This is a genomic window from Cupriavidus neocaledonicus, from assembly GCF_000372525.1.
In the GTDB taxonomy this organism is placed as follows: domain Bacteria; phylum Pseudomonadota; class Gammaproteobacteria; order Burkholderiales; family Burkholderiaceae; genus Cupriavidus; species Cupriavidus neocaledonicus.
The window spans coordinates 23,388-43,945 of the sequence record NZ_AQUR01000066.1 but is presented as its reverse complement, the minus strand read 5'-3'; the positions used below and the strand labels follow the sequence as shown (position 1 = coordinate 43,945).

Annotated in this window: 17 protein-coding genes; 13 read left to right on the top strand and 4 right to left on the bottom strand. The window is 62.5% G+C overall.

What is annotated here, in order from left to right:
• Window positions 1–123: 123 nt before the first annotated feature.
• Window positions 124–1,116 (bottom strand): DNA-binding protein, encoded by a 993-nt coding sequence (locus A3AG_RS0102690; protein ID WP_012354504.1) that lies wholly within the window; start codon window positions 1,114–1,116, stop codon window positions 124–126.
• Window positions 1,117–1,688: 572 nt separating this feature from the next.
• Here A3AG_RS0102690 and A3AG_RS31265 point away from each other — a divergent pair.
• A complete protein-coding gene (locus tag A3AG_RS31265; protein WP_240619770.1) occupies window positions 1,689–2,891 on the top strand; it encodes a site-specific integrase in 1,203 nt (400 codons plus the stop codon).
• Between the two features lie 32 nt (window positions 2,892–2,923).
• Here the strand turns inward: A3AG_RS31265 and A3AG_RS0102680 are convergent, their stop codons facing one another.
• Window positions 2,924–5,848: a Tn3 family transposase gene (locus tag A3AG_RS0102680; RefSeq protein WP_012354506.1), complete on the bottom strand. Its 2,925-nt coding sequence runs from the start codon at window positions 5,846–5,848 to the stop codon at window positions 2,924–2,926.
• Window positions 5,849–6,085: 237 nt separating this feature from the next.
• Window positions 6,086–6,454 carry a DUF2188 domain-containing protein gene (locus A3AG_RS0102675; RefSeq protein ID WP_116311654.1) on the bottom strand — a complete coding sequence of 123 codons (369 nt, stop codon included), beginning with the start codon at window positions 6,452–6,454 and terminating at the stop codon, window positions 6,086–6,088.
• Window positions 6,455–6,592: 138 nt separating this feature from the next.
• Between A3AG_RS0102675 and A3AG_RS0102670 the strand changes: the two genes are divergently transcribed.
• Genes A3AG_RS0102670 through A3AG_RS0102635 form a run of 8 tightly spaced genes read left to right on the top strand, consistent with a single transcriptional unit; the run spans window position 6,593 to window position 11,914 of the window.
• Window positions 6,593–6,922, top strand: a complete 330-nt coding sequence (locus A3AG_RS0102670; RefSeq protein WP_012354851.1) for an ArsR/SmtB family transcription factor — start codon at window positions 6,593–6,595, stop codon at window positions 6,920–6,922.
• Window positions 6,919–7,401 (top strand): ArsI/CadI family heavy metal resistance metalloenzyme, encoded by a 483-nt coding sequence (locus tag A3AG_RS0102665; RefSeq protein WP_012354850.1) that lies wholly within the window; start codon window positions 6,919–6,921, stop codon window positions 7,399–7,401. The genes A3AG_RS0102670 and A3AG_RS0102665 overlap by 4 nt, the downstream gene beginning before the upstream one ends.
• A 9-nt stretch (window positions 7,402–7,410) precedes the next feature.
• Window positions 7,411–7,905 carry an arsenate reductase ArsC gene (locus tag A3AG_RS0102660; RefSeq protein ID WP_012354849.1) on the top strand — a complete coding sequence of 165 codons (495 nt, stop codon included), beginning with the start codon at window positions 7,411–7,413 and terminating at the stop codon, window positions 7,903–7,905.
• 31 nt (window positions 7,906–7,936) lie between these two features.
• Window positions 7,937–8,431: an arsenate reductase ArsC gene (locus A3AG_RS0102655; RefSeq protein ID WP_012354848.1), complete on the top strand. Its 495-nt coding sequence runs from the start codon at window positions 7,937–7,939 to the stop codon at window positions 8,429–8,431.
• 2 nt (window positions 8,432–8,433) lie between these two features.
• On the top strand, window positions 8,434–9,510 hold the full coding sequence (arsB, locus tag A3AG_RS0102650) for an ACR3 family arsenite efflux transporter (protein WP_012354847.1): 1,077 nt from the start codon (window positions 8,434–8,436) through the stop codon (window positions 9,508–9,510).
• A gap of 9 nt (window positions 9,511–9,519) precedes the next feature.
• Window positions 9,520–9,942 carry an arsenate reductase (glutaredoxin) gene (gene arsC, locus A3AG_RS0102645; RefSeq protein ID WP_012354846.1) on the top strand — a complete coding sequence of 141 codons (423 nt, stop codon included), beginning with the start codon at window positions 9,520–9,522 and terminating at the stop codon, window positions 9,940–9,942.
• Window positions 9,939–10,703: an arsenical resistance protein ArsH gene (gene arsH, locus A3AG_RS0102640; protein WP_012354845.1), complete on the top strand. Its 765-nt coding sequence runs from the start codon at window positions 9,939–9,941 to the stop codon at window positions 10,701–10,703. Before arsC ends, arsH begins: the two co-directional genes overlap by 4 nt.
• Window positions 10,704–10,720: 17 nt before the next feature.
• Window positions 10,721–11,914, top strand: coding sequence for an MFS transporter (locus A3AG_RS0102635; RefSeq protein WP_012354844.1), 1,194 nt, complete (start codon window positions 10,721–10,723; stop codon window positions 11,912–11,914).
• 223 nt (window positions 11,915–12,137) lie between these two features.
• On the opposite strand, the gene A3AG_RS0102630 is transcribed toward A3AG_RS0102635, so the two are convergent.
• Window positions 12,138–13,130, bottom strand: coding sequence for a cation diffusion facilitator family transporter (locus A3AG_RS0102630; RefSeq protein WP_012354843.1), 993 nt, complete (start codon window positions 13,128–13,130; stop codon window positions 12,138–12,140).
• A 438-nt stretch (window positions 13,131–13,568) separates the two neighbouring features.
• Between A3AG_RS0102630 and czcI the strand changes: the two genes are divergently transcribed.
• The 4 genes from czcI to A3AG_RS0102610 all read left to right on the top strand — a co-directional run bounded on the left by czcI (window position 13,569) and on the right by A3AG_RS0102610 (window position 20,032).
• Window positions 13,569–13,925 (top strand): cation efflux protein, CzcI family, encoded by a 357-nt coding sequence (gene czcI / locus A3AG_RS34750; protein ID WP_012354842.1) that lies wholly within the window; start codon window positions 13,569–13,571, stop codon window positions 13,923–13,925.
• 72 nt (window positions 13,926–13,997) lie between these two features.
• Entirely contained in the window at window positions 13,998–15,254 is a 1,257-nt protein-coding gene (locus A3AG_RS0102620; RefSeq protein WP_012354841.1) for a TolC family protein, read from the top strand.
• Between the two features lie 15 nt (window positions 15,255–15,269).
• Entirely contained in the window at window positions 15,270–16,850 is a 1,581-nt protein-coding gene (locus tag A3AG_RS0102615) for an efflux RND transporter periplasmic adaptor subunit (protein WP_012354840.1), read from the top strand.
• Between the two features lie 14 nt (window positions 16,851–16,864).
• Window positions 16,865–20,032: an efflux RND transporter permease subunit gene (locus tag A3AG_RS0102610; protein WP_012354839.1), complete on the top strand. Its 3,168-nt coding sequence runs from the start codon at window positions 16,865–16,867 to the stop codon at window positions 20,030–20,032.
• Window positions 20,033–20,558: the final 526 nt, after the last annotated feature.

The following is a 20,558-nucleotide window of genomic DNA, read 5'->3' as shown; positions in this document are numbered from 1 at the left end:
ACGGGGTAGTCGTCCTTTTCGTGCAAAATCTTACGGTTTCCTCCAGATTTTCCTTGTGAATCAATGGGTTGAAAATCCGCCGATTTCGCAAGAGCCATCCTTTTTGTGCAAAACCTTACGCATTCAAGCTGCCGGACCAGCCACGCCGAGCTGTGTCCGATAGTCGGCCAGCAACTGCTGCTGGGCGTCGAGCCGTCCGGTGACCTTGGCCAACTCGCCGGCCAGGCGCTCGCGCGCGGCACGCTCGGCGGTTAGCTCGTCCGCTTGCTGCTGGACCGCGGAGCGCAGGGCATCGCGTTCGGCTTCCGCACGGGCTTGATCGACGCGAGCTTGGTTCAGCCCGGCATGTGCCTGTTCCGCCTGCGTCTCCAGGCCGCGGCTGCGTTTGGCCGAGGCGGCAATCTCCGCGACCAGCCGTGCGCCGTCCTTGTTCAGTTGCGTGATCTCCCCCTGCTTGACGATCAGCGCCTGATTGGCTTGCCGGGTTTCTGCCTGCAGTTGTTGGACCTGCTGCTCGTGCCGGCGTGCCTCCTGATCGCGCTGCTCTTTGCTGGCGTTGCGGAAGTGTTCCAGTGCTTGGTGTGCGTGCTGCAGCTTCTCCTCCAGCGAGCGCCGGAAGCCTTCGTGTTCGGCCAGCCGTTCGGTGAGATCCTGGACCTGCTGCGCCAGCCGTTCGGCCTCCAGGGCCCGCTGCTGCAGCGCCGTCTGCGTGTCGCTGTGCGCGGCCCGCACTTCGGCAACGGTGGCATGCGCCTGCGCCAGTTCGGCGCGAAGTGCGACGAGATCAGCGGACAGCTTGTCGGCTTCCGCTCGGACCTGCTGCCGCTGTGCGGTGGCGGCCGCGACCTGCTGGTCGACCACTGCCTGCGCTTCTTCGTGCAGCCGTGCCGCCAGCCTGCCTACCAGATCCAGGATGGCATCGGAGGTCGAGCCGGCCCGCTGGAGCGCCCCGCCTTCCTCTTCTTCCAGTTCCTTGAGATAGCGGTGAATCGTCGTTTTCGAGCCGGTATTGCCCAGCGCGATACGTATTGCATCGATCGACGGATGCTGCCCCTGGGCCATCAACGAATCGCGGGCGCGTTTGACATCCAGACGGCTTAGACCGGCACGGGCCATGGTGCTCCTATAATTTGATACCGTATTACGTACTATGTATATACATACCAAATGGAGCCGTCAAGCAAGCGGATTCTCGTCGATTTTTGACAGGTGATAATGGCAGATTATCACGTGTGAGGCCCTGGCGAGAGGCTCTCCAACCGGCCCGCTAGTACGAAATGGCTCACAGCCTCTGGGCAACCTTCCGCGGTCTCGACCGGCCCGGGCGTTGTTGCACCTGGGCAACTCTTGACGAATGCCCCTTACCGGCAAGATCGTGCGCCCGCACACCTGCTCGCGATCTACGGCGCCATACGGACCCGATCACGGAGAAGTTCAGGCAGCTGGGCGGCGCAGAGCGCCCTGCAGCTCCTCACGAATAGCCCCGGACGTGGAGCGATTCGAGGTGGCGAAACGCACAAGAGGATTCCGAAATGGTCATGGAGGCCAGACAAGCGCGACAATACGCATCCGCACCATCGCTATTTGCTCCCCTTGGCCATGCACGACGTCGACCGATACCTGGAAGCCGCCACCCGCGACAACACGCGGCGAAGCTACCAGGCAGCCATTCGTCATTTCGAGGTCGAATGGGGTGGTTTTCTGCGGCTAGCGCCGACAGCATCGCGCGTTACCTGGCCGAGCACGCGCAGACGCTATCTATCAACACCCTGCGTCAGCGCCTGGCTGCAATCGCACAATGGCACGTCTCGCAAGGCTTCCCAGATCCGAACCGGGCGCCACACGTGCGGAAGGTGCTCAAGGGCATCCAGGCATTGCACCCCGCACAAGAGCGGCGCGCCAAGCCGCTGCAGCTCGCTCAGTTCGAGCAACTGGTGGTGTGGCTCGACGCCCAAATTGCTGCGGCCTCGATGACAGGCAATGACCACCACCTCCAGGTCCTGGCGCGCAACAAGGCCCTGGTGCTGATTGGCTTCTGGCGGGGCTTCCGGTCGGACGAATTGAGCCGGCTGCAGATCGAGCACATCACCGTCGAGCCCGGCCGGGGCATGACGATCTTCCTGCCGCACACCAAGACGGACCGCAACCACGCCGGCACGACGCACAAGGCGCCTGCCTTGTCGCGCCTCTGCCCGGTGGCTGCCTATGTGGCTTGGTTGGCCGCGTCAGGCTTGGCAGCGGGCCCTGTGTTTCGGCGGATCGATCGCTGGGGACGGATCGCCGAAGCGGGGCTGCAAGCCAGCAGCGTCGTGCCCTTGCTGCGCAAGCTGTTCCAGGATGCGGGGCTGCTGCAGGCGGACCGCTACAGCAGCCACTCGCTGCGGCGCGGCTTTGCCACCTGGGCAAACGCGAACCAGTGGGACCTCAAGATGCTGATGGAATACGTCGGCTGGAAGGATGTCCGCTCGGCCATGCGCTACATCGACGCGGCAGACCCATTCGCGCAGCACCGTATCGAAGCAGCGCTGGCACCGCCACCAGCCACCCTACCGTCGGCGCCGCCGCCCGAGCGACGTCCCACGGTTCCGCCCAAGCCCGTGCCTGAAACGCGGTTGACGGTTGACCTATACATCGAGCGCAACAGCAAATTCGTGCGCGGCAAGTCGAAGGCGCGCCGCTGGATCGAGCAGTTCTGCCTGTCCCAGTACCAGATGCGCGTCTTCGAGCAGCGCCGCCCCCGCTATGAAATCGTCATGCCGTTCACCGCAGGGCCGGAGCTGGAGAAAGCCATCGAGGTGCTGCTCGCGGACATGCACGAAAACGCGGACCTCTGCAATTGCTTCATTGAGGTGACGTTGCACGATCCGCTGACCGATACTCACTGGAGCTGATCAGTCTGGCTCCGGAGGGTCCGTTCTTCTTGCTACACCGCACGCCGCTGCGGTGCCACCTCAAGCAGGCTGTCTTGATACAGGTGGATCGGAAAGCTCATGATGCCCCGGAAATTCACATGCGCGAAATGTGCGGGCCCCATGCGGCGCAGCCAGTCATCTTCAATCCGTTGCCCCTTGCGGCGCCAAGCATCGGCCGTCGTTTGCATGCGCTGGGTGTTCCAGGCAATCACCAGATTCGTCAGCAGCGTCAGCGATCCGGAAATCGCGATCATTTCGTCCTGACGGCGCCCGCGATCATGGTGTACCTTGCTCGAGTAAATGGCACGCTGGAGCTGGTGCACCGACTCCCCCCGGTTGAGCAGCGTGCGCAGCTCCCGACGAAACTCGATGTTGCTGAAAAAATCGCACAAGAAGAGTGTGCGCAGCATCTTGCCCAGATGATCAGCTGCCCGATGAATAGGGTCGCCTTGGGCGGCGCTGCCGAACCGCTGCAGCGCGACGATTGCACTCACCCGGCCCGAGTGGATGGAGGCGATTAGGCGCAGCAAGCCATCCCAGCCGTCGCGGATTGCCTTGAGCGAGATCTCGGGCGAGACGGCGGCCGACAGTCCATCCGTTACCTGCAGACCGCGCGGCAAATACAGCTTGCGCTCCGACAGATTGCGCAGCCATGGGCATAGATCAAAGCCGAGCAATTTGGACACCGCCATCCCAACGCTCGTGTATCCATGGGTATCGACCGCGAGCCGGAGCAGCCCGCCGTCGCTGCGGGTCTCATTGTGGCGCATGACCCCTTCAATGGCCACGCCGGCCTGGCGTTCGTTGAGCACCATGGGCTGGTTATAGACGATTCCGTGCTGGTCCAGCACGTGCGTATAGATCCCGACGGCATGAGTGCGACGTCGAGGATCGGCGCGGGCATAGAACAAGTGTCGCGAGGTGTCCAGGCTCATCGAATCGCTGGACGCCTGTTGACCGGTCCCCCATAACTCGGTGATCGGGTGCGTGCGCTGGAATTCCACTACCCGTTCGTTCGCTCGGCGCAGCCGCCCGGGCATCTCAAGCGCGCGCATCGCGGTGGAGACGTGCGCCGGATCGAGCTTCGGAATCATGGCGGCGACACCCTTGGCGTCGAGCTCGGTGCCATGGGCGAGCAGCGCGGCGTAGAGCGTGATCAGTTCGTGCGCGTCCCCGTTGCGTGCCAGCAGCACTTCGCTGAAATTGGTACGGGCATCCATCTCGAGGATCATGTCGGCAAACTGCGCGCTGCCGATGTCCTTGAAGAGCAGATCACGGGTGCGCGTGGGGATGCCATCGCTTTCCGCCGCTTCGAGCGGCGACAGATGCAGCACGCCGTTCGTGTCGATCGTGACGTGGCCTGCCGCACGGGCCTCGTCCAGTGCCGCGAGGCCTGCCTTCAGGTGATCCATGAGGGGATTGAGGTAGGTGTCCGCCTGGTTCGGCAAGTCAAGCGTGGACAGATACCGGTCGCGCTCAGAATCCCACTGAGCGGGCGGGATCAGCAGTTGATCGCGTTCCCGAAACGACAGGCTATGGCTGATCCACACGGTGCCGCGGCGCAGCCCCTTACGCAGGCCCGTGATCGCGCAGGCTTCCATCGCGCGCAACGCGCGCTTACGGTCTTCGCCGTCGACCAGGTCACGCCAGCTCGCGCCCACCGACACATTGCAATCGGGCGGCAATTCCGTCGCGCCTTGGTCGTGCAGACTACCGATGAACTCAAGCTGCCGCAGGGCCGGATCGGTGCTGTTGCTGGCAAATTCCAACTCCCGCAAGGAAGTCACGAGGTTGCGGATACGGTGGTGGTCTTCCGTGAGCGTTTCGCGCACGCTGGCGGCGTGGCTTGCCGGCGGTTTGGCCGATAGGCCTTCAAGCAGCTTGCCGATGTCGGCCAGCCGTTCTTCGGCCGAGCGGCGGGTATCGTCAACCAGGGCCTTGATCTCGACCATTTGCTGCCGGTATTCGCTCGCCGAGCGCGCTTGCTTCGTCGTGGTCTTGTTGTAGGCCTGCCGAACTAGGTCGGAGACGCGCCGTCCGGTTTGGTAGAGCATCGCGTCCGTCAGCTCCAGCAAGGTCACACGCAGGAAAAACACCAGCTCAATCGTACGCGTGGAGGTCTTCAGTTCGCGGACTTTGGCGGGACGGCGAGCCTGGATACGCTGGCCACAGGCGCGCTGCTTCTCGATCGGAATGGCATCAAACGCCCAAGTATGCGCGCCGAGGCTCTTCAGGAAGCGGATCTTGGCCAGCGTCTCATTCATGGTTGAGGGGCTGTGCCGTGCTGGCGGGGTCTTGAGCCATTCCAGCACGGTCGTTCCCGCTGTTGCATGTTGGGCGAACACGGCAGCTTCGGCTCCTGCTATCTGCGCCAGGGGGACGACCGCCTCAATCGACAGCAGCAAATCTCGCTCGATGCCCGCCCAAATTGAGCGAGCCAGGCTCAGCAGCGCTCGTGTCGAAGGAATCAGAATCCGTCGCTCATACAGCCAGTAGTGGGCGTGCTGGATCAACTCCTCAAGGGAAAGCGATTCGGCGGCATCTTGCCGCATCCAAGCTCCGAGGCCTCTCCAGTGATCGTCATCGATTCGTGTCAAGCCGAGGTATTGGCAGGCCCAGACCTGGTGTTCATACAGCGTCGGATATCGCTGATAGATGGTGCGCAGCGAGGCGATCGTCGGAGTTGGTAACCCCAGCTTTTCGCCCACGTAGCGCAAGAGCTGACGGGGGAGTGTGTTCAGTTGGTCAAGGGTACGGCCACTTGCCCGCAGAAATGCCAGCTGGATGGCGGCTCCGGCACGGCCGGCACGCCGAAATTTCTGGTTGATTGCGGCAACGTCGCTGTCGGTCAGCGCGAAATAGTACTCGACATCGAATTCCGACAATCGAGAAGGCAAACTGTCTTTTCCCACATAGCGAAATTCCAAGCCCGGCATCTTCCGCCCCCATCCAGGTGACACGATCCGAAATCGCGGGCGGACATGGTACTCCCGAAGTCACTTGAGGGCAGCAGGCAGCTGTCTGCTTTGCCCGGAGCGCCTTATAAAGAAAGGCTTTGCGGGGAAACCGTAAGATTTTGCACAAAAAGGACGACTACCCCGAACTGCGGGATCGGAAATTCCCACCGAGGAAGCACGTCAGCCTTCCGGTGGTCGGCCCCACCCGCCGGATCACTAATCGGTATCGCGCAAATCGTGGATGTGGCGAATCCACGTGCCTCTTCTCTCATGGCATGGGTGGACGAAAATATCAACGTGTTCACGTTGCGCTTTGGCCGTCCCGGCGGCAACGGCCTTCTGCTGGGTTGTATAGTGGCTAATCGCGTCGCGTTGGCCTTCAACGTATAGCGCCCAGCCGGCAATTTCGTGGAATACGTGAATATCACGTGTGGACATGATCTCGCCCTCCTGCGCTTTTTCTTCAGTTGTAGACCGATGGACGAACAGTGCCTGTGCTGCGGCGACTAACAATGAGTGCATCCGCACATAGGAATAGGCTCCTGAGTTCGGACAGCGCGCGCGCATGAGTGATTGTGGATTCATACACCCAGCGCCATGGCGGAGACCGATCTGGCGGGACGTGTCCTCGGTCGCATACTGCCTAATGGACACATAGATTCGAGGCAACGCATCACATAAACTTCACTTGATTGGTTTCCATCATTCGACTATATTCGAATGATGGAAACCAATCACGCCCTTGAATCGCTTGCCGCGCTCGCGCATCCGATACGCCTGTCTGTCTTCCGGATGCTCGTGCAAGCCGGGCCCGCCGGGCTGCCGGCTGGCCGGATTGCCGAACTGATGGAAATGCCGGCGTCATCGTTGTCGTTCCACCTGAAGGAACTGCACCGCGCTGGCTTGCTGTCCAGCCAGCAGGCCGGCCGCTCGATCATCTACATGGCTCATTTCGAAACCATGAACGCCTTGCTGGGTTACCTCACGGAGAACTGCTGCAGCGGCAATCCGTGCTCCCCTGTGTCCACCTGTTCCGTCGAGTCCCGATCATGAAACGCTTCCACGTACATGTCAGCGTCGCAGACCTGTCTGCGAGCATTCGCTACTATTCAGCGCTCTTCGCGGCCGAACCGTCGGTGGTGAAGGACGACTACGCGAAATGGATGCTTGAAGACCCCCGTGTGAATTTTGCCATCTCGGCGCGCGGCGCAGAAACCGGGGTTGACCACCTGGGCTTCCAGACTGACGACGCCGCAGAACTCGCGGAGCTGAAGCAGCGGGCCCAAGCCGCGGACATGGCGATGCAAGACGAAGGCGAAACCACGTGCTGCTATGCGCGTAGCGACAAGTACTGGCTGACGGACCCGCAGGGCATCGCGTGGGAGCACTTCCACACCCTCGGCGATGTGCCCGTGTACGCAGAATCCCGAAAGCCCGATGCGGACGGTCAGGAATCGGCCTGTTGCGCGCCGCGTGCTCCGAAGGGGAAGCCGATCGGCATCGCCGTCAATGCCACGCCGTCTTGCTGCTGAGGGCGCGTCATGAGCGAAAAAACCTACCACGTCCTCTTCATCTGCACTGGCAATTCGGCCCGCTCGATTCTGTCAGAAGGTCTGATGAATCATTTGGGCCAGGGGCGCTTTTGCGCCTACTCGGCTGGTAGTCACCCCACGGGTGTCGTCAATCCCCTCGCACTGGCAGCGCTGGCGCGCCACGGCATGGAGACCAACGGGTTTCGCAGCAAGAGCTGGGATGAGTTCTCCCGAGACGGCGCACCAACACTCGATTTCGTCTTCACGGTCTGCGACAAGGCCGCGGGAGAAGTCTGCCCGATCTGGCCTGGCCAGCCCATGACAGCACATTGGGGCGTCCCCGACCCGGCCGCCTGCGAGGGCACCGACGCCCAGAAGCAGCAGGCCATCAACGACGCAGTCATTTCGCTCAAGCGTCGTATTGAACTGTTCCTGTCCCTGCCCCTGCCGAAGCTTGACGCCATCGCGCTTCAGAAGGCCATCCGGGACATCGGCACGCGCTGAAGCGCTCCCAATAGAACTAGTTTTTGCCCCCATGACGACCAACGTACTGATCCTCTGTACCCACAACTCCGCCCGTAGCGTTCTGAGCGAAGGCATGCTCAATCACCTGGCCAGGCAGTTCGGTCGGGATGTGCGTGCCTACAGCGCCGGAAGCTCCCCGAGCGGACGTATCAACCCGTTCGCGATCGAGGTGCTGGCAAACGCCGGCGTCGAGGTCGGCGATTTCCGCAGCAAGAGCTGGGATGAATTCGTCAACCCCGATGCGCCGCAGATGCGCGTTGTCATCACGGTGTGCGACAGCGCGGCCGAGGAAGAATGTCCGTACTGGCCGGGTAGCCCGGTGAAGGTGCACTGGGGCTACCCTGACCCGTCCAATGCGGAAGGCGGCGATGAGAAGAAGCGCCAGGCATTCGAGCTGACCCGGCAGGCGATCGCCTACCGGATGCTGCAACTGCTGCTGCTCCCGATCGAGGACATGAGCAACGCCGAGTTGCAGGGGACGCTGCAGCGTCTGGCGGGGAACTGAACATGAGTAGCCAAAACGTAGCAGCCACCAGCCAGCCCGCTGCCAAACCTGCCATCAGCTTTTTCGAGCGCTATCTGACCGTCTGGGTCGCGCTGTGCATTGTCGCTGGTATCGCACTGGGGCAAATGCTGCCGGATGTCTTCCAGGCGATCGGACGGATGGAATACGCACAGGTCAATCTGCCAGTGGGCATCCTGATCTGGGTGATGATCATCCCCATGCTGATCAAGATTGACTTTGGCGCACTGGGCCAGGTGAAATCGCACTGGCGAGGCATCGGCGTGACGCTGTTCATCAACTGGGCGGTCAAGCCGTTCTCCATGGCGCTGCTCGGTTGGATCTTTGTGCGCCACCTTTTCGCGCCGCTGTTGCCTGCCGACCAGCTGGACAGCTATGTGGCCGGCCTCATACTTCTGGCCGCCGCGCCATGCACGGCCATGGTCTTTGTCTGGAGCCAGCTTTGCAAGGGCGATCCGTACTTCACGCTGTCCCAGGTCGCCCTGAACGACGCCATCATGGTCGTTGCCTTCGCGCCGGTGGTGGCGCTGCTGCTGGGCCTGTCGTCGATCACTGTCCCTTGGCACACCCTGCTCACGTCGGTGGCCCTGTACATCGTCGTGCCGGTCATCATCTCGCAACTGCTGCGCAAGATGTTGCTGGGCCACGGCGTTGCCTACTTCCAGCGTGTCGTGCAGCGACTGGGGCCCTACTCCATCACCGCGCTGCTTCTTACGCTGATTCTCTTGTTTGCATTCCAGGACAAGGCCATTATCGACCAGCCGCTGGTGATCGCGCTGCTCGCGGTGCCGATCCTGATCCAGGTCTTCTTCAACTCGGGGCTGGCCTACCTGCTGAACCGCAAGTTTGGCGTGGCCCATTGCGTGGCGGGTCCGTCCAGCCTGATCGGCGCCAGCAATTTCTTCGAACTCGCGGTCGCCACCGCGATCAGCCTCTTTGGCTTCCAGTCGGGAGCGGCGCTGGCCACGGTCGTAGGGGTGCTCATCGAGGTGCCGGTCATGCTGCTGGTCGTCAGCATCGTCAACCGGTCCCAGCACTGGTATGAGGCGAAGGCACATTAAGGAGTTGGCATGTCGGTAACGATCTATCACAACCCTGCGTGCGGTACGTCACGCAATGCGCTGGCCATGATTCGCAATGCGGGCGTCGAGCCGAATGTCATCGAATATCTGAATACGCCGCCGGACCGGCAGACGCTGCAGCAGATGATCCGGCTTGCCGGCCTCACGGTGCGCCAGGCCATCCGCGAGAAAGGCACGCCCTACGCCGAACTGGGCCTGTCCGATCCGGCGCTGACGGATGACCAGTTGCTCGATGCGATGCTTGCCCAGCCGATCCTGATCAACCGGCCCTTTGTTATCACCGAGCTGGGCGTGCGGCTGTGCCGGCCCTCGGAAGTCGTACTCGACATCCTGCCCTCGCCACAACAAGCCGCATTCACCAAGGAAGATGGCGAGGTCGTGATCGACGAGCAAGGACGGAGGGTGCCATGACAAGTGATCTGCCCAACATCCTCCCGGCTGTGCTCGACACCCCGGACCTGCACAAACTGGAGCCGGCACACGTCAATGCCCACCCACCGCGCATCCTGTTGCTCTACGGCTCACTGCGCGAGACCTCGTACAGTCGCCTGCTCGTTAAGGAAGCCGAACGGATCCTGCAGCACTTCGGTGCGCAGACTCGCGTGTTTGACCCGCATGGCCTGCCGATCTGCGACAGCGTCCCTGCCGACCATCCCAAGGTGGCCGAACTGCGCAAGCTCTCGGAGTGGTCCGAAGGCCAGGTGTGGTGCAGTCCCGAGCGGCATGGCACGCTGACCGCGATCTTCAAGAACCAGATCGACTGGCTGCCACTGGAGATGGGCGGGATTCGCCCGACCCAGGGACGCACGCTTGCTGTGATGCAGGTTTGCGGTGGCTCGCAATCTTTCAATGCCGTCAATGCTCTGCGCGTGCTGGGGCGCTGGATGCGCATGGTGACGATCCCCAACCAGTCGTCGGTCGCCAAGGCGTACCAGGAGTTCGACGCGAACGGCCGCATGAGGTCATCCTCCTACTATGACCGCGTGGTCGACGTCATGGAGGAGCTATACAAGTTCACGCTGCTCGTGCGCGATCGCAGCGACTACCTGACAGACCGCTACAGCGAGCGCAAGGAGGCGGCGCCGGCGACTGCCACGACGCTCGTTGCGGCCGCGATGAGTCAGGAGCAGGAGGCTCAGGTCAGCGATACCGACAGCGGCGAAGTCGAGTAACAAGCCAAGGAATGGCTATGGAGCCGAGCACCGGCGTGATTGCGAGGCTGGGAATCGCCCAGACACTCGCGTGGGGATCCACCTACTACCTGCCGGCCATGCTGGCGACGCCAATGGCGACGGATCTCGGCGTCTCCACCTCGACGGTGTTTGCAGCATTTGGCGCCGCGCTTATCGTGTCGGCAGTAATTGGATCGTATGCAGGCAGAATGATCGATCGGTCGGGCGGCCGCTCTGTGCTGGTTGCCACCAGCATTGTGTTTGCGCTCGGCCTGACTGGGCTCGGCTTCGCACAGGGCGCAATGGGCCTTTTTGTTGCCTGGCTGGTCCTGGGTGTGGGGATGGGCGCAGGGCTATATGAAGCCGCATTCGCCACGCTTGTGGTCCTATACGGCAACCGCTCTCGGGGCGCCATCACCGGTATTACGCTGATTGCAGGCCTTGCCAGTACGGTCGGTTGGCCCTTGTCGACCTTCATGGAAGCCCACATCGGATGGCGCGGGGCATGTCTTGCGTGGGCGGGATTACACCTGACACTCGGCTTGTTGCTGAATGCCAGCACGCCGCAGAGACTTGTCTCCGAAGATGCGAAGCAAGATAAGGTTGTGCCGGCGAAGCGCGATCCTTCAAGCGTGGCAGAGCGCGACAAGCAGCGGTTCGCTTCGTATGCGTTGGCTTTCGTGTTCGCGGCGACCTGGTTCATCAGCACCGCGATGGCTGCACACTTGCCACGCCTCCTGCAGGCCGGGGGCGCGACTGTGGCAACGGCCGTGATGGTCGGTGCCTTGATCGGTCCTGCGCAGGTCGGGGCAAGAATCCTTGAGTTCGGGCTTCTGAGAAAGATCCATCCCTTGCTCTCCGCGCGCATAGCGGCAGCATTACACCCTATCGGTGCGTTGGCCTTTGGACTCGTAGGCGCACCCGCGGCCGCATTGTTCGGCGTATTGCATGGCGCTGGCAACGGTATCCTGACCATCGCTAAAGGAACACTGCCTTTGGTCATCTTCGGACCCAGCGGCTACGGGCACCGCCAAGGTGTATTGATGGTCCCCGCGCGCGTCGCCCAGGCATTGGCGCCATGGCTGTTCGGCATTTGCCTTGATGCGTTCGACGCCAAGGCACTTTGGCTGTCGTCGGCACTCGGTGTAGGAGCCATCGTCGTTCTCATGGCAATTCAGCAAGTGGAGCAGTCCGTCGCCAAAGTGGTTTGAACTTGGCAGGACTGCTCGGCGCGACGACTGAACGGGAAAGCCTCGCAGGGCTTCGCACCGGCCAGAGCGGACGCCCACTCTCCCAAATGCAAGCGCGCCGCTGTTTGCGTCGGCGGGCGAGCCTGCGCGGGTGATGGAAGCGATTACTGAAGATTTGCAAAAACCAAATAAGCACCGAGTGTCGCATAGGACGCAAGTCGCGATCACGGCATCCGCCATGGCGCTAAAGTTCTCGATGCGCTTGTCCCGCCCGCGGGCGCCCAAGGTCACTGTGATTACTGTTGATTGAGGCATCAGCGTGCTCGTCCGATGCGGCCACCAAATGGAACGAGGCTTCCGCCTGAGGACAGGGTGTCGGCTCGCATTGGATCGCGATATGGGTGATGTCGAATCGCTCGGCAAGGAGCTCGCGTACGGTAGGTAGAATCTTGCGTTCCACATCAGTTTCGGGTGGAATCACCAGGTGGACGGTTAGACTGATTTTCCCGCTCGATAGCGCCCAGATATGCAGATCGTGAAGGCTGTGCACCCCTTGAACTGAAAGCAGCACTTGTTTTACTTCATCGAGTTCGATATCTTCCGGAACCCCTTCCAATAGAATGTTGAGACTCGATTTCAAGAGCACCCAGGTCCTTGGCAGCACCCAGAGTCCGATGAGCACTGCGACCGCCGAATCGACCCATCCCCATCCGGTCAGCCAAATAATCAGAGCGCCGGCAATGACGCCGAGGGAACCAAGCAAGTCGCTCCAAACCTCAAGGTAGGCGCCCTTGATATTCAGACTCTGCTCCTTTCCGGCAGAAAGCATGCGCATACTGATTAGATTGATCACGAGACCTACCGTGGCAATCGCAAGCATCCCCAAAGATTGCACTTCCGGAGGATCGCTCAGGCGGCGATACGCTTCATACAAAATGTACAGTGCTACGCCAAGCAGCATGACGGCGTTAAATGCTGCAGCCAGAATTTCGAAGCGATAGTATCCAAAGGTCCTTCGCGCATCCGCCGGACGCTTGGCGATCTGAATCGCAGCCAGCCCGATTGCGAGCGCCGCTGCATCAGTGAACATGTGGGCAGCGTCTGAAATGAGTGCCAGGCTCTGGGTCAGTACGCCCCCGATGAGTTCCGTCAATAGAAACGCCGACGTCAGACCGAGCGCCACCTTTAAGGCGCGCTCGTTGCGCGTCGCGTGACTATGATTGTGCCCCGTGCCCATCCTGCACTCCTCTGCGCGTTCACCGGTTGTTTTCAAAATCACGGACCCGGCATACTGCATAATCACCTGCCGTCTTTGCGCGAGCCACTCGCAGGGCGAGGGTATTCCGAGGTCGGATCTTGGCCGGGTTGCCACTAGCGATAATGATCCATCGAAAAGCAGATTCCCTTTCAACAGGACGCAAGAACCGCACCTACCTTGTGGGCGCTGCGGTAGGCCATTCGTGGACAGAATCGGCGGCCCCGACTAGACCAGCACCGGTAAGTTTTCCCATTCTTGCTTACGGGCGATCCAGTTGCCAAGGGGCGGAGCGCAGGGCAGGCTGCCTCCTGCAGAGCGGCGTGCGCCGTCATTTTCTGACACACACGTAATGAAGTCGTCACAAGCGACGGGGCGGTTTTCGGGTAAACTTGCGTCGTCTCCAAGCCCGCTCCCCCGATGCGCCGGTTGTTCCTGATCTTCCTCATGCTTGTCTTGCCGTTCCAGTTTGCCTGGGCCGGTGCGGCAGCGTATTGCCAGCATGAGGCAACGGTGCCGGGCATCTGGCACTTCGGGCACCACGAGCATCAGCACCAGGGCCAGTCGGACCTTGAACAGGTCGAAAAGCAGAACAAAACGGGTATACATAGTGACTGTGGCGTCTGCCACATGGCATCCGTGCCGTTCGCCTGGGCCGCCAATCCTGGCCTGGAATCCCTGCAGCGTGTCGAAATGGCGCCAGTCGTCGTGCAGGCGCATTTCACCTCGCACAACGCCAGGGCGCCGGACCGCCCCCAATGGCCCCGTCTCGCCTGACCGGCGAGACGATCTCTTCCTGACGATCCTCGTCTCGCCGAATTCCCCTGGTACTTTCCGTGGTGCAATTCGATGCGAAGACTTTTCCTGCAGCTCGGGCTGGCGGCATGCGCGCTCAGCCCTACTCTTACCCTCGGCCAGGCCCTGCCTGCCACCACCGGTGCCGTTGCAGCGCAGCGCGATGACGCTGGGCCGCTGACGCTCGAGACCGCCCTCGCCCTGGCGGCAGCTGGCAACTTCTCACTGTCCGCGGCGGCCAAGGAGGTCGACGCAAACGAAGGCGCGATCATGCAGTCGCGGGTGATTCCCAACCCGGAAATCGCCGCGGTCATGGAAGACACGCGCAAGGCGACGCGCACCACGACCGGACAGGTCAACATTCCGCTAGAACTCGGCGGCAAGCGCTCGGCCCGAATTGCGGCCGCCGAACGCGGGCGGGACGTCGCCCAGGCGCAGTTGAGCAGTCTCCGCGCCGACCTGCGCGCATCGGTCATCGCGGCCTTCTTCGGTGTCCTGATTGCGCAGGAGCGGGTCAAGCTCGCGACCGGCTCGGCGGACATCGCCGCCAAGGGTGCCCAGGCCGCTGCCCGGCGTGTGGCCGCGGGCAAGATCTCGCCAGTCGATGAGACCAAGGCGCGTGTCGAACAGGCCAACGCCGAACTGGAAGTCGCCGAGGCCACCGCGGAACTGCAGACGGCACGGCAGGCGCTTGCCACCTTGTGGGGGAACGCCAGCCCGCAATTCACGGAGGCGGTCGGTGACCTCGATGCCCTGCCGACGCGACCGGCGCCGGACTTGCTGCGCGCGGAACTCGAAAGGTCGCCGGCCCTGCTGGCAAACCGGCTGGAACTGGACCGACGACAGGCACTGGTCGGGGTCGAGCGCAGCCGCCAATACCCGGACCTGACGCTCAGTGTCGGCGCCAAGCGTGACAACGAAGCCAACCGGAACATGGCCGTACTTGGCGTCGCCATCCCGTTGCCGCTGTTTGACCGGAACCAGGGCAATCTCTACGAGGCCATCCGCCGCGCCGACAAGGCGCAGGACGAGTACCTTGCCAGCCAGATCCGCCTGAACAACGCCCTGCAACAGGCTTCAAACCAGCTGTCGGTGTCACGGGCTTCCGCCCAGGCGCTGAAGACGACCGTGTTGCCCGGGGCCCAGCAGGCGTACGACGCGGCCACCAAGGGATTCGAAGCCGGCAAGTTCAACTTCCTGGACGTACTGGACGCCCAACGCACCCTGTTCCAGGCCCGCATCCGTTATCTCGGCGTACTGGCCCGCACCTACGAGGCCGCCACGAACATTGACCGCATCCTCGGTCGCTAAAGGGACTACCGCAGCATGTCAATTACTACCAAGCAAAAGTCCATCATCGCGGCAATCGTCGTCATTGGTGCGCTGGCAACCGGAGGCGTACTGTTGACGAGCGGCCAGTCCGGCAGTGGCGCGGACGAACATGGGCACAGCCATGGCGACCATGCGGAGGCCAAGGGCCACGCGGACGCGGAACACCACGACGGCGGCAAGGAGGCAGGACACGACCACGCCGAGGGCCATGCCGACGAAGAGCATCATGAAGCCGGCCCGAAGGGGCCTCACGGCGGCCAGTTGCAGACCGAGAAGGACCTGACCATTGAAACCCTCCTCGCCGAAGATGGCGACGACGCTCGCCTCCGGCTGTGGGGCACGCGCAAGGACAAGGCTATCGCTGCAAAAGACCTTGCGGCGACGGGCACACTCAAGCGTCCCACGGGCGAGACCGAAGCGTTGGCGTTCGTCGCCAAGGACGGCTATCTGGAAAGTACCACCGCCATCGGCGAGCCCCATGTCTTCCAGGCCGATATCGTGGTACGCGCCGCTGGTGCTCAGCTGACCGTCGCACTCAACAAGGACGAGGATGTCGTTCGCCTGAGCGAGAGCCAGCTCAAGTCATCGAACGTCGCGATCCAGGCAGCCGGCCCGGCGCAGATTGCCTCGACCCTGCAGTTCCCGGGCGAGATCCGCTTCAACGAGGACCGCACCGCCCACGTGGTGCCGCGCCTGGCGGGCGTGGCCGAGGCCGTGCCGGCATCCCTGGGCCAGACCGTGAAGAAGGGCGAAGTGCTGGCCGTGATCGCGAGCACGCAGCTCTCCGAGCAGCGCAGCGAACTGCTCGCGGCCCAGCAGCGTCTTGCACTGGCCAAGACCACCTACCAGCGTGAGAAGAAGCTCTGGGAAGAGCGGATTTCCGCCGAGCAGGACTACCTGCAGGCCAGGACCGCGCTGCAGGAAGCGGAGATCGCGGTGCGTAACGCCGGCCAGAAGCTGAGTGCCATCGGCGCTTCGGCTGCGTCCAAGGGCCTGAACCGGTTCGAGCTGCGCGCGCCGTTCGACGGCGTGATCGTGGAAAAGCATCTGGCGTTGGGCGAGGCCGTGAAGGAAGACGCCAATGTTTTCACCATCTCGGACCTGAGCACGGTGTGGGCCGAGTTTGTCATCTCCCCCAAGGACCTTGGCAATGTCCGCGTTGGCGAACAGGTGACGATCTCTTCGACGGCCTTCGAGGAGAAGGCGCAAGGCAAGGTTTCCTATGTCGGCGCCTTGCTGGGCGAGCAGACCCGCACGGCGCGCGCGCGCGTGACCCTGAACAATCCCAAGATGGGCTGGCGTCCCGGCCTGTTCGTAACCGTTTCGCTGACGGCTGGCGTCGCCGAAGCACCGGTGACCGTGACTACGGAAGCGATCCAGACGGTGCGCGATGAGCCCGTCGTGTTCGTGGCGGTGCCGGGCGGATTCTTGCCGCAACCGGTCAAGCTCGGGCACTCGGACGGCAAACGGACCGAGATCCGAGAGGGCATGCGCGCCGGCATGAAGTACGCCGCGACCAACTCGTTCCTGCTCAAGGCCGAACTCGGCAAGGCGGGCGCGGAACACGCGCACTGATACCGGAGACCAGCATGTTCGAACGTATCATTCGCTTTGCCATTGAGCAGCGCTGGCTGGTGCTGCTGGTCGTGCTCGGCATGGCCGCGCTGGGCGTGTACAACTACACCCGCCTGCCGATCGATGCCGTACCCGATATCACCAACGTCCAGGTACAGGTCAACACGGCCGCGCCCGGTTATTCGCCGCTCGAGGCGGAGCAGCGCATCACCTTCCCGATCGAGACCGCGATGGCGGGCTTGCCCGGGCTGGAACAGACCCGCTCGCTGTCGCGCTATGGCCTGTCCCAGGTCACCGTCATCTTCAAGGATGGCACCGATATCTACTTTGCGCGGCAGCTGGTCAACCAGCGCATCCAGGAAGCGCGCGAATCCCTGCCGGTCGGCCTGACACCGACGATGGGCCCGATTTCCACCGGCCTCGGCGAGATCTACATGTGGACGGTCGAAGCCACCGAGGGCGCAAAAAAACCGGATGGCAAGCCCTATACGCCTACCGACCTGCGCGAGATCCAGGACTGGGTCATCAAGCCGCAGCTGCGCACCGTGCCGGGCGTCACCGAGATCAACACCATCGGTGGATACGCCAAGGAGTACGTGGTAGCACCCAGCCTGGAGCGGTTGTCGAGCTACGGCCTGTCCCTGGCCGAGCTGGTGGCGGCGCTCGACAAGAACAACATGAATGTCGGCGCCGGCTACATCGAGCGCCGCGGCGAGCAGTACCTGGTGCGCGCGCCGGGCCAGGTCCGCTCGATCGAGGATATCGGTGATGTGGTCATCGGTGCCAATAAAGGCATCCCGATTCGCATCCGGGATGTGGCCGATGTCGCCATCGGCAAGGAACTACGCACCGGTGCGGCGACCGAGAACGGCCAGGAAGTGGTGTTGGGCACGGTCTTCATGCTGATCGGCGAGAACAGCCGCGCGGTCTCCCAGGCCGTCGACAAGAAGATCGCCGCGATCAACAAGACCCTGCCGGCCGGCGTCAAGGCAGTACCGGTGTACGACCGGACCACGCTGGTGGACAAGGCCATTGCCACGGTGAAGAAGAACCTGCTGGAAGGCGCCATCCTGGTGATTGCGGTGCTGTTCCTCTTCCTCGGCAATATGCGGGCGGCCGTCATCACGGCCCTGGTCATCCCGCTGTCCATGCTGTTCACCTTTACCGGCATGGTGAGCTACAAGGTCAGTGCCAACCTGATGAGCCTGGGCGCGCTCGATTTCGGCATCATCGTCGACGGCGCCGTCGTCATCGTCGAGAACTGCGTGCGGCGCCTGGCGCATGCCCAGTCCCTGCATGGCAGGCCGCTGACCCGGACCGAACGTTTCCACGAAGTGTTCAATGCATCGAAGGAAGCCCGCCGGGCCCTGATCTTCGGTCAGCTGATCATCATGATCGTGTACCTGCCCATCTTTGCGCTCAGCGGCGTGGAAGGCAAGATGTTCCACCCGATGGCCTTCACGGTGGTGCTGGCATTGTTGGGAGCGATGATCCTGTCGGTCACCTTCATTCCCGCGGCCGTGGCGCTCTTCATGGGCGACCGGATCTCCGAGAAGGAGAACCGGCTGATGGCGTGGGCCAGGAAGAAATATGAGCCGGCCCTGGACGCCGCGCTGCGCAATACGTCGATCGTCGCCGTCTTCGCCGCGGTCCTGGTCCTGTTCTCCGTAGCCGTGGCCAGCCGGCTTGGCACGGAGTTCATCCCGAACCTCAACGAGGGCGATATCGCCGTGCATGCCCTGCGCATCCCCGGCACCAGCCTGAGCCAGGCGGTTGCAATGCAGGGCGAGCTGGAAAAGCACATCCGGAAGGTACCCGAGGTGGAGCGCGTCTTCGCCAAGATCGGCACGGCCGAGATTGCCACCGATCCCATGCCGCCCAACGTCGCGGATACCTTTGTCATGCTCAAGCCGGCCGACCAGTGGCCGAGCCCGCGCCGCAGCCAGGCCGAGGTGCTCGCCGCCATCCAGGAGATCGTGAGCAAGGTGCCGGGCAACAACTATGAGTTCACCCAGCCGATCCAGATGCGATTCAACGAGCTGCTTTCCGGCGTGCGCAGCGACGTGGCCGTCAAGCTGTTCGGCGACGACATGGACCAGTTGAACAAGGCCGCAGCCGGCATCGCCAAGGCCCTGCAGGGCGTGGCCGGCGCCGAATCGGTCAAGGTGGAGCAGACTACCGGCCTGCCGATGCTGACCATCAACATCGACCGCCAGAAGGTATCGCGCTATGGCATCAGCCTGTCGGAAGTGCAGGAGACGATCTCCACCGCCATCGGCGGCCGGGAAGCCGGACTGCTGTTCGAAGGGGACCGCCGCTTCGATATCCTGGTCCGGCTGCCAGACGAGGTGCGGCAGGACATCGAGGCACTCAAGCGCCTGCCGGTGCCGTTGCCCAAGGAGGTCGCCTCGCAGGCCACTTCTTACGTGCCACTCGGCGAGCTGGCAAGCTTTGACATGGCACCGGGTCCGAACCAGATCAGTCGCGAGAACGGCAAGCGGCGTGTGGTGATCAGCGCCAACGTACGCGGACGTGATATCGGCTCTTTCGTCGCCGAGGCGGAAGACAAGATCGCATCGCAGGTGCAGATCCCTGCCGGCTACTGGACCACGTGGGGTGGCACCTTCGAGCAACTTCAGTCCGCCACGTCGCGGCTGAAGGTCGTGGTGCCGGTCGCGCTGCTGCTGGTCTTCCTGCTGCTGTTTACGATGTTCGGCAATCTCAAGGACGGCCTGCTCGTCTTCACGGGCATTCCGTTCGCGCTGACCGGCGGCATCCTGTCGCTATGGCTGCGCGGGATTCCGCTATCTATCTCGGCGGCAGTGGGCTTCATCGCCCTGTCCGGCGTGGCGGTGCTCAATGGCCTGGTGATGCTCTCCTTCATCCGCACGCTGCGCGAGGAAGGCCGGGAGCTGGACGAGGCGGTGCGGGTCGGTGCCATCACGCGCCTGCGCCCGGTGCTGATGACGGCGCTGGTAGCTTCGCTGGGCTTCGTGCCCATGGCAATCGCGACGGGAACGGGGGCGGAGGTGCAGCGGCCGCTGGCCACCGTGGTGATCGGCGGCATCCTGTCTTCCACGGCACTGACCCTGCTGGTCCTGCCGGCCCTCTATCGCTATGTCCATCGCCGCGATGAAGAGGAGGCGGCCGTGGTCGAAGTGCCTGGCAGACAGCCGGCCTGATCTGGCCGTGACTAAGCCGGGTTCCGGCATCCGGGCCCGGCTTCAGAATATTCTGTCACGCGCGCCCAACCTTCCACCACCACGGGTTCACCGGGGTGCGCTGAGGCGGGCACGGAGCAATGGTGACGCCGATCGCCTTTTGATTTAAAGCGTTATACGGATCAAAAGGCGAGTTGCTTCGCGAAATGGCCCTCGGAAGCGTCTTGGATTGAGGGTCGACCTGTGCGTTTTGCCGCTTCGCAAGGGGAATAGCGTCCCATGAACCACAATCACGTTTCCAATGAGGTAGCGGTCACCATCGGTGTCTTGACGGTCGGGCTGCTATTGCTATTCGGCGCCTTTGCCGCCTTTCTTCGTTGGCGTCATGGGCCGATGACAAAGTCAAAGAAAAAGTCAAAAGCACGGCCCAAAGGTCAGAGCGGTCCAAGGCGTCGTGGTTGACGCAGACACACATGCATTGACCGGAAGTCGGTGCCCGGGACCGCTTCCGACTGGGGATGCCACACGGCTAAACGTGGTTTGATTT

Coding starts and splice junctions, on each gene's coding strand:
- A3AG_RS0102690 (WP_012354504.1), bottom strand. CDS start 1,116: ATGGCCCGTGCCGGTCTAAGCCGTCTGGATGTCAAACGCGCCCGCGAT.
- A3AG_RS31265 (WP_240619770.1), top strand. CDS start 1,689: ATGGGGTGGTTTTCTGCGGCTAGCGCCGACAGCATCGCGCGTTACCTG.
- A3AG_RS0102680 (WP_012354506.1), bottom strand. CDS start 5,848: ATGCCGGGCTTGGAATTTCGCTATGTGGGAAAAGACAGTTTGCCTTCT.
- A3AG_RS0102675 (WP_116311654.1), bottom strand. CDS start 6,454: ATGAATCCACAATCACTCATGCGCGCGCGCTGTCCGAACTCAGGAGCC.
- A3AG_RS0102670 (WP_012354851.1), top strand. CDS start 6,593: ATGGAAACCAATCACGCCCTTGAATCGCTTGCCGCGCTCGCGCATCCG.
- A3AG_RS0102665 (WP_012354850.1), top strand. CDS start 6,919: ATGAAACGCTTCCACGTACATGTCAGCGTCGCAGACCTGTCTGCGAGC.
- A3AG_RS0102660 (WP_012354849.1), top strand. CDS start 7,411: ATGAGCGAAAAAACCTACCACGTCCTCTTCATCTGCACTGGCAATTCG.
- A3AG_RS0102655 (WP_012354848.1), top strand. CDS start 7,937: ATGACGACCAACGTACTGATCCTCTGTACCCACAACTCCGCCCGTAGC.
- arsB (WP_012354847.1), top strand. CDS start 8,434: ATGAGTAGCCAAAACGTAGCAGCCACCAGCCAGCCCGCTGCCAAACCT.
- arsC (WP_012354846.1), top strand. CDS start 9,520: ATGTCGGTAACGATCTATCACAACCCTGCGTGCGGTACGTCACGCAAT.
- arsH (WP_012354845.1), top strand. CDS start 9,939: ATGACAAGTGATCTGCCCAACATCCTCCCGGCTGTGCTCGACACCCCG.
- A3AG_RS0102635 (WP_012354844.1), top strand. CDS start 10,721: ATGGAGCCGAGCACCGGCGTGATTGCGAGGCTGGGAATCGCCCAGACA.
- A3AG_RS0102630 (WP_012354843.1), bottom strand. CDS start 13,130: ATGGGCACGGGGCACAATCATAGTCACGCGACGCGCAACGAGCGCGCC.
- czcI (WP_012354842.1), top strand. CDS start 13,569: ATGCGCCGGTTGTTCCTGATCTTCCTCATGCTTGTCTTGCCGTTCCAG.
- A3AG_RS0102620 (WP_012354841.1), top strand. CDS start 13,998: ATGCGAAGACTTTTCCTGCAGCTCGGGCTGGCGGCATGCGCGCTCAGC.
- A3AG_RS0102615 (WP_012354840.1), top strand. CDS start 15,270: ATGTCAATTACTACCAAGCAAAAGTCCATCATCGCGGCAATCGTCGTC.
- A3AG_RS0102610 (WP_012354839.1), top strand. CDS start 16,865: ATGTTCGAACGTATCATTCGCTTTGCCATTGAGCAGCGCTGGCTGGTG.